Annotated in this window: 9 protein-coding genes; 5 read left to right on the top strand and 4 right to left on the bottom strand. The window is 70.0% G+C overall.

Translation table 11 applies throughout. From position 1 onward, the window contains the following. Nucleotides 1–84 precede the first annotated feature (84 nt). Both OHS18_RS35935 and OHS18_RS35930 read left to right on the top strand, forming a co-directional pair. Complete coding sequence (locus OHS18_RS35935) at nt 85–2,595, top strand: glycosyltransferase (protein WP_328613771.1); 2,511 nt, start codon at nt 85–87, stop codon at nt 2,593–2,595. Then, complete coding sequence (locus OHS18_RS35930) at nt 2,588–3,673, top strand: glycosyltransferase family 4 protein (RefSeq protein WP_328444996.1); 1,086 nt, start codon at nt 2,588–2,590, stop codon at nt 3,671–3,673. Before OHS18_RS35935 ends, OHS18_RS35930 begins: the two co-directional genes overlap by 8 nt. 16 nt (nt 3,674–3,689) lie before the next feature. On the opposite strand, the gene OHS18_RS35925 is transcribed toward OHS18_RS35930, so the two are convergent. From OHS18_RS35925 to rfbB, 3 genes are all read right to left on the bottom strand, one after another. Beyond that, on the bottom strand, nt 3,690–5,702 hold the full coding sequence (locus OHS18_RS35925) for a restriction endonuclease (RefSeq protein ID WP_328613770.1): 2,013 nt from the start codon (nt 5,700–5,702) through the stop codon (nt 3,690–3,692). Between the two features lie 103 nt (nt 5,703–5,805). Continuing rightward, nucleotides 5,806–6,699 carry a dTDP-4-dehydrorhamnose reductase gene (rfbD, locus tag OHS18_RS35920; RefSeq protein WP_442874302.1) on the bottom strand — a complete coding sequence of 298 codons (894 nt, stop codon included), beginning with the start codon at nt 6,697–6,699 and terminating at the stop codon, nt 5,806–5,808. A gap of 5 nt (nt 6,700–6,704) precedes the next feature. Continuing rightward, the gene (gene rfbB / locus OHS18_RS35915; protein WP_328445001.1) at nt 6,705–7,694 is read right to left on the bottom strand and encodes a dTDP-glucose 4,6-dehydratase; all 990 of its coding nucleotides are present in this window, start codon (nt 7,692–7,694) and stop codon (nt 6,705–6,707) included. 137 nt (nt 7,695–7,831) lie between these two features. Here rfbB and OHS18_RS35910 point away from each other — a divergent pair, with 137 nt between their 5' ends. Next, the gene (locus OHS18_RS35910) at nt 7,832–9,376 is read left to right on the top strand and encodes an LCP family protein (RefSeq protein ID WP_328445002.1); all 1,545 of its coding nucleotides are present in this window, start codon (nt 7,832–7,834) and stop codon (nt 9,374–9,376) included. A 37-nt stretch (nt 9,377–9,413) separates the two neighbouring features. Continuing rightward, nucleotides 9,414–10,670 (top strand): LCP family protein, encoded by a 1,257-nt coding sequence (locus OHS18_RS35905; protein WP_328613769.1) that lies wholly within the window; start codon nt 9,414–9,416, stop codon nt 10,668–10,670. Nucleotides 10,671–10,754: 84 nt separating this feature from the next. Here OHS18_RS35905 and OHS18_RS35900 read toward each other — a convergent pair whose 3' ends face one another. Next, entirely contained in the window at nt 10,755–11,591 is an 837-nt protein-coding gene (locus OHS18_RS35900; RefSeq protein WP_328613768.1) for an NmrA family NAD(P)-binding protein, read from the bottom strand. Between the two features lie 106 nt (nt 11,592–11,697). On the opposite strand from OHS18_RS35900, the gene OHS18_RS35895 reads away from it, so the two are divergent. After that, complete coding sequence (locus OHS18_RS35895; RefSeq protein ID WP_328613767.1) at nt 11,698–12,408, top strand: TIGR03089 family protein; 711 nt, start codon at nt 11,698–11,700, stop codon at nt 12,406–12,408. Nucleotides 12,409–12,470: the final 62 nt, after the last annotated feature.

Here is a 12,470-nt window from a genome sequence, read left to right as displayed (position 1 = left end):
GGTGCCGGTTTCCGCCGTGGCTGCCGGTCTGATTGGCAACTACCGGCACAGTAAGCTGGGCCCAATCCGACGAAGGAGCTGGCTTTGGCGCAGGGGGAACAGCAACCGCTCGTCTCGGTGGTCGTGGTCAACTACCACGGCGCCGACGACACGATCACCTGCCTGCGCGCGCTCGCCGACCACGACTACGCCGAACTCGAGCTGATCTGCGTCGAGAACACCCCGGGCAGCGCGGACGCCGCGCGCATCCGCGAGGCCGTCCCCGGCGCGCGGGTCATCGAGGCCGGGCGCAACACCGGGTTCGCCGGCGGCTGCAACCTCGGCGCCCGCCACGCCAAGGGCACGGTCGTCGCCTTCCTCAACAACGACGCGCGCCCGGCGCCCGGCTGGGTCTCCGCCGCCGTCGCCGAGCTGCGCTCGCAGCCGCGTGTCGCCGCCGTGGCCAGCAAGGTCCTCGACTGGGACGGCACCGGCACCGACTTCGTCGACGGCGGCCTGACCTGGTTCGGCATGGGTTACAAGCGCCACGCCGGCAGCCCCCTGGCCGACGTCCCGGCCGCCGAGCACGAAGTCGCGAAGGACGTCCTGTTCGGCACCGGCTCGGCCCTGTTCGTCCGCGCGAGCGTGTTCGCCGAGCTCGGCGGCTTCGACGAGCGGTTCTTCATGTTCTACGAGGACGTCGACCTCGGGTGGCGGCTCAACCTGCGCGGCTGGCGCGTCCGGTACGTGCCGGAGTCGCTGACCTACCACCGCCACCACGGCACGATGACCTCGGTCGACGCGCCGGAGACCGGCCGCGAGACCTTCCTGCTGGAGCGCAACGCCCTGGCCGCGCTGTACAAGAACCTCGCCGACGAGACGCTCGCCCGCGCGCTGCCGGCGGCGCTCGCGCTGGCCGTGCGCCGGGCCACCGCCCGCGGTGACCTCGACGCGACCCAGCTCGACCTCGAGAAGGGCGTCGGCCCGATCGAATCCGGCGACGTCGCGATCCCGCGGACGACGCTGGCCGGGATCCTCGCGATCGACCAGTTCGTCGAACTGCTGCCGTCGCTGGCGGCGTCCCGCGCGGTCGAGCAGGCCGCGCGGGTGCGCACCGACGCCGACCTGCTTCCCTTGCTGCGCAAGGCGTTGGAGCCCGCGTACCCGCTGCCGCGCTACCTCGCCGCGCACGACATCCTCGTCGAGGCGTTCGGCATCGAGAAGGCCTTCGGGCAGCGCCGCAAGATCCTGGTGATCACCGGCGACGCGCTCACCGAGCGGATGGCCGGCCCGGCGATCCGGGCCTGGAACATCGCGCTCGCGCTGTCGGCCGAGCACGACGTCCACCTCGTCACGACGAACCCGCTGGCCACGCCGCCGCCCGCGCCGTTCCGGGTCAGCGCCGGCAAGCGCCACGAGCTGGAAGCGCCGATCGTCTGGGCCGACGTCGTCGTGTTGCAGGGGCACGTGCTCGAACTCGCGCCGTCGCTGAAGAAGCAGCACTCGGGCAAGATCGTCGTCGCCGACCTCTACGACCCGATGCACCTCGAACTGCTGGAGCAGGGCAAGGGCGTCGCCGACGACAAGCGCGCGGCGGACCTCGTGGGCGTCACGAAGGTCCTCGACGCGCAGCTCGAACGCGGCGACTTCTTCCTCTGCGCGTCCGAGCGGCAGCGCCACTTCTGGCTCGGCCACCTGGCCGCGCTCGGCCGTCTCTCACCGCGGCTCTACGACGCCGACCCGACCACGCAGTCGCTGCTGGCGGTCGTCCCGTTCGGGCTGTCGCCGGAGGCGCCCGCCCGGACCGGGCCGGGTCTCCGCTCGGCGCTGGGCATCGGCGGCACCGACCACGTCGTGATCTGGGCGGGCGGGGTGTACAGCTGGTTCGACCCGCTGACGCTGGTGCGCGCGATCGACGAGCTGCGCCGTCGCCGCGGCGACGTCCGGCTGGTGTTCCTCGGGATGAAGCACCCGAACCCCGAGGTCGCCGAAATGGACATCGGCGCGCGGACGATCCGGCTGGCGGATTCGCTGGGGCTGACCGACAAGCACGTCTACTTCAACGAGCAGTGGGTGCCCTACCAGGAGCGCCAGAACTGGCTGCTGGACGCGAACTGCGGCGTCACCACGCACTACGAGCACGTCGAGACGACGTTCGCCTTCCGCACCCGGGTGCTCGACTACCTGTGGGCCGGGCTGCCGATCGTCACGACCGACGGCGACTCGTTCGCCGACCTGGTGCGGGCCGAAAAGCTCGGCGTCGTCGTGCCGGCCGAAGACGCCGGGGCGCTGGCCGACGCGCTGGAAAAGTCGTTGTACGACGAGGAGTTCGCCGCGGGCTGCGTCGAGCGGATCGCCGCGGTGGCGCAGCGGTACGCCTGGCCGGAGGCGCTTAAGCCGCTGGTCGAGTTCTGCCGCGACCCGCGCCCGGCGGCCGACCGGCTGCCCGGCTCGGCCGACCTGGTGACGACGCCGGCGGTGCGCGGCCGGGCGATGCTGCGCCGCGACACCGACCTGATCCGCGAGTACCTGGCCGACGGCGGGCCGTCCGAGCTGGCCCGGCGTGTCGGCGGCCGGGTCATCAAGGTTGCCAGGCAACGGATGCGTCGTGGCTAAACCGCTGCGCGTCCTCCTCGACGGCACGCCGTTGCTCGGTTCCCGCACCGGCATCGGCCGGTACACCGCCGCGCTGAGCGAGGAACTGGCGTCGAACCCCGAGGTGGACACCCGCGCGGTGGCGTTCACGCTGCGCGGCTGGCGGCGGCTGCGGCACGTGCTCCCGCACGGCGTGCGGGCCCGCGGGATGCCGGTGGCGGCGCGGCTGCTGCGGATGACGTGGCTGCGCTCGGACTTCCCGCCGGTGGAGCTGTTCGCCGGCTCGACCGACGTCGTGCACGGCACGAACTTCGTGCTGCCGGGCCGGTTCCGCGCGGCGGGCGTCGTCACGATCCACGATCTGGCCTTTTTCGACCATCCCGCCGAGCTCGCCCCGAGCGACCGCGACCTCCCGGAACTGGTCCGCCGCGGCGCGCGCCGCGCGGACGTCATCTGCACCCCGACCTCGGCGGTCGCGGACGCGGTGGCGACGCGGCTGGACGTCGACCGCGACAAGATCGTCGTGACGCCGCTGGGCGTCAACCCGGCGTGGTTCACCGCGCGCCCGCCGGACGACGAGCGCCGCGCGCGCCTGGGGCTCCCGGACAAGTACCTGCTGTTCGCCGGGGCGGCCGGCCCGCGCAAGGGCTTGGACTGGCTGGTCCGCACCCATGAGGCGGCCCCGGACCTGCCGGACCTGGTGTTCGCCGGCCCGGGCCCGTTCCCCCGCACGGCCCGGTCGCGCCAGACCGGCTACCTGTCCGATGTGGACCTGCGCACGGTGGTCGCGGGCGCGTCGGCGCTGGTGCTGCCCTCGCGCGACGAGGGTTTCGGGCTGCCGGTGCTGGAGGCGATGGCCTCGGACGTCCCGGTGGTGTGCACGGACATCCCGGCCCTGCGCGAGGTCGCGGGCGACTGCGCGAGCCTGGTCCCGTACGGCGACGTCGACGGCCTGGCCGAAGCCCTGCGCACCGCGGTGATCGACCCGCACGCGGTGGCGACGTCCGCGGCACGGCGCGCCCAGGCGGCGAACTTCACGTGGCACACGTGCGCGGAACTGACGGTGGGCGCGTACCGCCTCGCCTCAGGCCGCCACTGACCCGGCTTCGAATACGTCACTCCTTCGCTGTCACTCCATTTACCGCCGCGCCAAGGAAGCGCAAGCGCGCTGCCACTGACTCTGCAGGGAACCCCGGCAGGTATCCGTTCTTACCTTCGGGCCTGATCCCTTGGACGAGCGGCGAAGCAAGTAGGTTGAGTGCGTCTTGCACTTCAGTCATGTCAGGTGACGGCTCAACCGATCGCCTCAAGGCCCGGTGAATGTCTCGCGTGGAGAAATTTCCTCCGGTTTCCGCGACGTACTCTGACTCATCTTCAACAGCCACGATTACTGCCGCCATGATCTCAGCTCGCCGGTCGGCATCGGACCACAGTTTCTCTTTCATCGCTGGGACGAACATGTTCACGAGTTCAACGGGAGCCAGCGGCTCAACCCGGCAACGCTCGATCACGCCGATGAGTTCATCCACAGTGATCAGGGCTATCCCGGTGGCCGCAGCTCGACTCCTGACGCGCCCGGAGTCGAATCCGATCGCGACCAACGCAGCGTGGTCAGCTTGGTGTTGGCCACGATGCTCAACCAGCGTGGAAAAGTCCACCGCCCCCTCGTGAATAGCCTGGTTCTTGGTGGCTTTGGCGTCAACGATGATCCGGACCAGCTCAGTCGGACTTCGTCGGACCGTGATCAAGATGTCGGTGCGCCCAGAGCCGCCGAGATGCTCCGCATCGAGGCCGATCGACTGGAAAGCAGCCGTCAGTGCGCGTTCGAAGTTCTCGAAATGGGCGGTGTCGACTGCGGCATCGATAAGGTCCTGGACGACAAAGTCCAAAGTCCCACCGCTGCTCTCCTGCACTTCCTCCACCTCGGCAGAAATTTCGGACTCAAGCGGAAGTGTTCGCGCGAAGACGCGCCCCTTCGCTGTGGCCCGGTACGAGCTGAACGAAGGCTGCATGACGAGGCCTGCTTCACGGAGCAGTTGAAGGCGGTTGCGCAACACCGGTGTCTTGAGCACCAAGCCGCCGAACCGCACACGCGCCATCTCCGCGAGTTCCCCGACAGTTCGGGTCTCTTCGAGCATGGGGAGCAGCTCACCAACACAACGGATACTGGCATGCACGACTCCGACCAGGTCCAGGACGGCATTCGACGCGCGCCATGCGCGCGCGGCCTCGGTCGCGGCGAAGGTGTCCCGTCCGATCTGAGCAACGAGTCCGGTGTTGCGCACGGTATCTAGCGCGGAACTCGAGGAGCTCGGCTTGGCCGTGAACTCGCGAGAACAGAAGTCCATGAAGTCACTACGCTCGATGGCAGGTGTCGCAGCATCCACCTGCGCAGCCAACGACTCCACCGTGCTGTATTGGCCACCCTTGGGAACGTAGCTCATACCCGCACCTACACGTCCGGCCAAACCTCGTCTCGCGGCGTCTTCGAGCAGTGCAGTAACAACGGGAGACAACTGTTCGAGCATTTCCGAATCCGGCTGGCCATCAACGAGCTCGAACTGGTCGCGCCCGGCGGTCGTGAGCCGAGCAAGAACCTCTCTTCCACGATCGGTGAGCACCACTTTCCCGGTGAAGAGAAGTTCCACAACACCCGTAGCACGCAGCCAGTATGTGCGCCGATTGATCTGATCGAGCGTCGCCCAATCCAGTTGGTAGTGGCGACGTGCTACTTCAGCGATCTCAGCACAGGTCAAACCCTCACCATCGATCTCGCTCAGCAACTCTCCCACGAAGCGGAGGTTGCGATGAAAGATCTCGACCAGAATCGAGGAATCGTCTGTCTCCAACCAGCGACGGGCTTCATCAGCGACTTCGACAGTGTCGTCTGAGTTCCTCAGCACAAGACCCGCCGGTGCAAGGTGCTTCATCGCTTCCGAGGCCGGAATCAAGGAATCCGGGCCTCCCCAAGAGATCAAAGACTCCTTGGCGACCGGTGTAGTCATCGTCTTAAGCGCGGTCCGCAGCACCGCCAAGTAGTTCTCGTGTCCACCTGGCAAGAACGGAAAACTCCCCTTTCGACGCCCCCAGGGAGTACCGCCGCCGCTGAACAAATCACCGTCCGCCATGCCGGGTAGCCTACCGATGCCACCCAAGTCTTCATACCCGCCGATCGAGCCCTACGGATAATCGCCGGCGCAGGCCTCATTCACGAATTCGGCATTCAGCCGCTCACTCGGCCGCGAAGTACGCGTCCAGGGCTTCTTCCCACGGGCGCAGGGGCGTCAGCCACGCTTCCTTCCACGAAGCCGGTGACAGCACCGAATACGCCGGCCGCGGCGCGGGGCGCGGGAACTCCTCCGTCGTACACGGCTTCACCCGCGACGGGTCCGCGCCCAGGTGGGTGAAGACGGCGCGGGCGAAGCCGCACCAGCTCACCGAACCCGCGTTCGTGCAGTGCAGGATCCGCTGCTCCGGGCCGTCGCCGGCGGCCGCGCGGGAGGCCAGTTCCAGCAACCCCGCCGCGAGGTCGGCCGTCCAGGTGGGACCGCCGACCTGATCGTCCACAACGGACAGTTCCGGGTTGGAGGCTTCCAGCCGGGCCATGGTCTTGACGAAGTTCGTGCCCGACTTGCCGTACAGCCAGCCGGTGCGGACGACCCAGGACGACGCGCCCGAGCCGAGGACCGCGTCCTCACCCGCTGCCTTCGTGCGGCCGTACGCGCTGCGCGGGCCCAGCTCGTCCGAAGGCTCGTACGGCGCCGAAGCGTCACCCGGGAACACGTAGTCCGTCGACACGTGGATCAGCGGCACCCGGCGGGACGCGCACGCCGCGGCGAGCACGCGCGGGCCGTCCGCGTTGACCGCGAACGCGCGCTCCTCGTCCGTCTCCGCCGCGTCGACCGCCGTGTACGCCGCCGCGTTGATCACGACCGGCGCCGCTCCCGCTTCGCGTGCCCGGTCGGCGAGCGCGCCGACCGCGGCCAGGACCTGGCCGGTCTGCGTCAGGTCCAGCTCCGCCGACCCCGGCGCGACGACATCCACGTCGCCGCCCGAAAACGCGGCGAGATCCCGGCCGAGCTGTCCGGAACCACCGGGCACGAGCACCGTCAGCCGCACGAGCACATCCTCTACTTCTTGAGCGCGGCCCGCTCCGCCAGGGGCTCCCACCACGCGCGATTGTCCGTGTACCAGGCCACTGTCGCGGCCAGACCGTCCTCGAAGGACACGCGCGGAGCGTACCCCAGCTCCTCACCGATCTTCGTGATGTCCACCGAGTAGCGGCGGTCGTGACCCTTGCGGTCCTCGACCGGCTCGACGCTGTCCCAGCCCGCGCCGACCGCGTCCAGGAGCCGCTCGGTCAGCTCGCGGTTCGTCAGCTCGATGCCGCCGCCGATGTTGTAGATCTCGCCCGCCCGGCCGGACTCGGCGACCAGCTGGATGCCGTGGCAGTGGTCGTCCACGTGCAGCCAGTCACGGACGTTGAGCCCGTCGCCGTAGAGCGGCACCTTCCGGCCGTCGAGCAGGTTCGTCACGAACAGCGGGACGACCTTCTCGGGGAACTGGTACGGACCGTAGTTGTTGGAACACCGGGTGACACACACCGGCAACCCGTGGGTGCGGAAGAACGAGCGCGCCACCAGGTCGGAGGACGCCTTCGACGCCGAGTACGGCGAGTTCGGCTCCAGCAGCTGGTCTTCGCGCCAGGAGCCGGTCTCGATCGAGCCGTACACCTCGTCGGTGGAGACGTGCACGAACTTGCCGACGCCGGCTTCCAGGGCCGCCTGCAGCAGGTTCTGCGTGCCCAGCACGTTCGTCAGCACGAAGTCGGCGGCGCCGAGGATCGAGCGGTCCACATGCGACTCCGCGGCGAAGTGCACCACGAGGTCCACACCACTCATGACCTCGGCGACCAGCGCGGTGTCGCAGATGTCGCCGCGGACGAACCGCAGCCGCGGGTCGTCGGCGACGGGAGCCAGGTTGGCCTCGTTGCCGGCGTAGGTGAGTTTGTCCAGCACGACCACCTCGGCGTCACGCAGCGCCGGGTACGCGCCGCTCAGCGCCTGCCGGACGTAGTGCGACCCGATGAAGCCCGCACCCCCGGTGACCAGGACCCGCATCTTCCCGCCTTTCCTCGGCCCCCATCGGGGGCAACCGGCCCCCAGCCTACGGAGGTCCCACAACACCCTCAGTAGAGTCCGGGGTGGAGCACAGGGGTGCCCTGGGGGAAGCACGGGGTTCACAGGGGAGGAAGCGCGTGACCGATTGGCCTGCGCCGCCCGTCCCGGCGCGCCGCAAGCAGGGCAGTGGCCACGGTGTCGCCATCCTCGCCCGCCGCGGCGCCAAGGTGGTCGTGTCGGTGCTCTCCGTCGCGATCCTGGCGCTGACCTGGTACGGCTGGCACTTCATCGGCGACCCGAACACCGGCCTGACCACCACGGACGTCTTCGCCGACACGTCGGCGCACGCCAAGCCGCTCGACGGCGCGGTCGACATCCTCCTGGTCGGCCAGGACAGCCGCACCGACGCGCAGGGCAACCCGCTGCCGCGCGAAGTGCTGGACATGCTGCACGCCGGCGTCTCCGACGGCGAGCTGAACACCGACACGATGATCCTGGTGCACATCCCCCAGAACGGGAAGCGTGCCGTCGCGATCTCGTTCCCCCGCGACTCCTGGGTCGAGCTGACCGGCGGTTACGGCAAGCACAAGCTCAACAGCGCGTTCGTCTACGCGTACACGGACACTTACAAAACGTTGCAGCGCCAGGGCATGACCGACCTGAAGCAGGCCGACGCGCAAGCGAAGGTCGCCGGGCGGAAGAACCTGATCGCGACGATCGAGAAGTTCATCGGCAAGCCCGGCATGATCGACCGCTACGCCGAAGTGAACCTGGCGAGCTTCTACGAGATCACGAAGTCGATCGGCGGCGTCGAGGTCTGCCTCAAGGGCCCGGTCAAGGAAACGAAGTCCGGCGTGGACCTGCCGGGCGGGCGCCAGACGATCGAGGGTGTGCAAGCGCTCGCTTTCGTCCGCCAGCGCTACGGCCTGCCCAACTACGACCTCGACCGGATCGCGCGCCAGCAGGCGTTCCTGTCCGGGCTCGCCCACAAGGTGATCTCGACCGACGTGCTGACCAGCCCGGGGAAGATCGCCGACCTGGTGTCCGCGGTGAAGAAGTCCGTGGTCCTGTCCCAGGGCTGGGACCTGAGCGAGTTCGCGGAGCAGATGCGCGGGCTGACCGGCGGCAACATCGAGTTCCACACCATCCCGACCCAGGGCAACGCGGTGATCGGCGGCGCCGACGTGCTGCGCGTCGACCCGGCCGCGGTGCAGGCGGAGGTGACGCGCCTGACGTCCGACGGCGACACCCCGGCCACCCCGGCGCCGGCGCAGCTGCCCGGCGCGAACGCCGTCACCGTCGAGCTGTTCGACGGCTCGGGCACGCCGACGCTGGCGTCCCAGACGCACTCGCTGCTGCAGGGCAAGGGTTTCACCCTCCCCGCCGACCAGAAGCTGAGCACCCGCGCCACCACCGTCGTCCGGTACAACCCGGCCGACGACACCGCGCTGGCCCTCGTCAAGCAGGTCCTGGGCACCGGCGTCCAGGCCGAACCGGACAAGGACGTCACCGCCGGGCACGTGCGCGTGCTGCTGGGCAAGGACTTCAAGAGCTCGGCCGCCGGCTCGGGCGGCGCACCCCAGACGACGCCGTCGAAGCCGCCGGTCCAGACCACCACCCCACCGAGTGCTCCCCCCGCCGCGCCGCCGATCACGGCGGGCGACGTCCCCTGCGTCAACTAGACTGAGTACTCAGTGTGCCCGGGGAGGGGAACAAGGGGTGGATGACGCGCAGGAACAGCCGGAACCGGCCGCCGAGGCGGTGACGCAGAGCGACGAAGCCGAGTGGAAGCCTTCGCCGTTCCCGCGTCAGGCCGTCCCCGAAGAACCCGCGCCGTCCCGGGCCCGCCGCGCCGGCCGGGTGACGCGCCGGCTCGCCGTCGGCCTGGTCTCCCTGCTCGCCCTGGGCGCGAGCGGCTACGCCTACGTCACGAAGGACCAGCTGCAGAGCACCGTCCCGACGACCGACGCGCTGACCCCGCGGGCCGGCGAGCCCGCTCCCCCGCCGGCCGACGACGGCGCGGACGACATCCTGCTCGTCGGCAGCGACGCGCGGACGGACGCGCAGGGCAACGCGCTGCCGGCGCGGGTGCTGCGCGACCTGCGGACCGAAGCCAACAACGGCGCCGTCAACACCGACACCGTGATCCTGCTGCGGGTGCCGAAGGACGGCGGGAAGCCGTCCGCCGTCTCGATCCCGCGCGACACCTGGACCGAGGTCCCGGGCCGGGGCAAGGCCAAGATCAACTCGGCGTACGGCATCGCGAAGGCGCATTTCGCCCAGACGCTGCGGACACAGGGCGAGCGCGACCAGGCGAAGATCGAGCGCGACTCCGACACCGAGGGCCGCCGGGTCCTGGTGCAGACCGTGCAGGACCTCACGCAGGTGCGCGTCGACCACTACGCCGAGGTCAATCTGCTGGGCTTCTACCTGCTCACCGAGGCGCTCGGCGGCGTCAAGGTGTGCCTGAACCACTCGACCGAGGACAAGGACTCGGGCGCGAACTTCCGCCGCGGCGAGCAGACCGTCTCGGGCGGCGAAGCGCTTTCCTTCGTCCGGCAACGCAAGAACCTGCCGCGCGGCGACCTCGACCGGATCGTGCGGCAGCAGGCGTTCCTGTCCTCCGCGTTGCACCAGGTGCTCTCGGCCGGGACGCTGACGAGCCCGGGGACGCTGAGCAACCTGACGGACGTCGTCCACCGGTCGCTCACCCTCGACCCGGGGCTCGACCTGCTGCAGTTCGCGCAGCAGGCCAAGGGCATCGCGTCGGGTGAGCTGACGTTCGCGACGATCCCGGTGATCACCGCGAACGGCCGCAGCGAAGACGGCCAGAGCATCGTCGAGATCGACCCGCAGGCGGTCCGGCAGTTCGTGGCCGGCCTGGCCGGACGCAGCGCGGCTCAGCCCGCCGGCGGCGGCTCGAGCAGCGGCGCGGCCAGCACCACAACAGCCCCAACCGTCCCATGCGTCAACTAGAGCCCCAAAAATCGTCACTTTCCCTAGGAAAGATGCGTCACCGGCCCCCGCGGACGCATCTTTCCTAGGGAAAGTGCGGCTTTGTCACGCAAAGTCGGCGCGGTGGTGTTCGGCCCACTGGCGGAAGGTGCGCGGTGCGTTCCCGGTGACGTCGTGGACGACGTCGGTGACCGCCGACGGCTCCCGGGACGTTCGGGCCCAGGCGCGCAGGATCTCCGGCGGCGCCTCGGGCGGCCAGCCCAGCGCGACCATCCGCGCGGCGGCCTGCTCCGCGGTCAGCTCCTCGACCCGCAGCGGCCGGCCGAGGACGTCGGCGAGGACGCCGGCCTGCTCGCGGAAGCTGATCGCTTCCGGCCCGCTCAACCGCAGAGCGGTGCCGACGTGCGAGCCGTCGGCGAGGATCTTCGCCGCGACGTCGGCGATGTCCCGCTCGTGGACCGCGCCGATGCGCGAGTCGGGGTAGGCGGTCCGGACCACGCCGTCGGCGATGTCCGCACGCCAGCCCAGGGTGTTCGTCGCGAACGCGCCGGGGTTGAGCAGGGTCTCCCCGAACGACGCCGCGATCAGCGCCTCCTCGACCACGCGGTGCAGCTGGGCGATCCGGCTCCGCGCGGACTCCGGTTCGAGCGTCGCGCCCGACGACAGCAGCACGACGTGCCGCACCCCGGCCGCTTCGGCCACCTTCACGAAGCCCTCGACCCCCTGTCGTTGCGTGTAGAGGAACACCGAGCGGACGCCGTCGAGCGCGGCGTCGAGGGTTTCCGGGCGTTCCAGGTCGGCGCTCACCGTCGCGACGCCGGCCGGGACGTCGAGCGCGGCGGCGTCACGGCTCGACGCTCGTACGTCCTGACCAGCGAAAACGAGCGCGTCGACGACGGCCCGCCCGACGTTTCCGCGCGCGCCGGTGACAAGGATGGTCATGGTCGTCCCCAGTCCGTCAATATATTTGCTTGCAAAGCAAAGTTACTCAGCGGCGTGATCCGGTGTCAACCGGCGAGGTCCGTGGTCCGCGCCTTAGCCTTGGCGCATGAGCCTCACCGACGAGCTGCTGCGGCCGCTGCAGGCCTCGCCCGCCAAGCCGTTGATCACCCACTACGACGACCAGCTCGGCAGCCGCGTCGAGCTGTCCGTGGCGACGACCGTGAACTGGGCCGCGAAGACGGCCAACTGGCTGACCGAGGAGTTCGACGTCGAGCCGGGTGACCCCGTCGCCGTGCAGCTGCCGGCGCACTGGCAGACCGTCGGCGTGCTGCTCGGCGCGTGGTGGTGCGGTGCCCGCGTGGTGACCGAGGGCTCGGGCGCGCGGGTGGCGTTCGTCGGGCCGGATGACCCGGAACCGACCGGCGCGGCCGCGACGGCCGTCGTGACGCTCGACCCGATGGGCCGCGGCCTCGACGAGCCGCCGGGCGGCGGCGCGTTCGACTACCTGACCGAGGCCCGGCTGGCGGGCGACCAGTACCGGCCGCTGTTCCCGATCCCCGGCGACACGGCGGCGCTGTTCGAGTCCACAGTGGACGAAATTCTCGCGGAAGCCCGCGCCCGCGCGGCGAAACTCGGTCTGACCGCGGACGACCGCGTGCTGTCCACTCGCGACTGGAGCGGGCCGGAGGGCATCCTCGACGGCCTGCTCGTCCCCTTGGCGGCCGGCGCGCACCTGGTGCACGTCAGCAACGCGGACCCGGCCAAGCTCGCCGCCCGCCGCGACGCCGAGCGCACCACCGCCGACCTCCCCGCCTGAAGTCCGTGAAGGCCTCCTTGAGGGACTCTGAGTCCCTCAAGGAGGCCTTCACGGACTTGCGC

Source organism: Amycolatopsis sp. NBC_00355 (assembly GCF_036104975.1).
In the GTDB taxonomy this organism is placed as follows: domain Bacteria; phylum Actinomycetota; class Actinomycetes; order Mycobacteriales; family Pseudonocardiaceae; genus Amycolatopsis.
This window is presented reverse-complemented; position numbering and strand designations above follow the sequence as displayed.

Coding starts and splice junctions, on each gene's coding strand:
- OHS18_RS35895 (WP_328613767.1), top strand. CDS start 11,698: ATGAGCCTCACCGACGAGCTGCTGCGGCCGCTGCAGGCCTCGCCCGCC.
- OHS18_RS35900 (WP_328613768.1), bottom strand. CDS start 11,591: ATGACCATCCTTGTCACCGGCGCGCGCGGAAACGTCGGGCGGGCCGTC.
- rfbB (WP_328445001.1), bottom strand. CDS start 7,694: ATGCGGGTCCTGGTCACCGGGGGTGCGGGCTTCATCGGGTCGCACTAC.
- OHS18_RS35925 (WP_328613770.1), bottom strand. CDS start 5,702: ATGGCGGACGGTGATTTGTTCAGCGGCGGCGGTACTCCCTGGGGGCGT.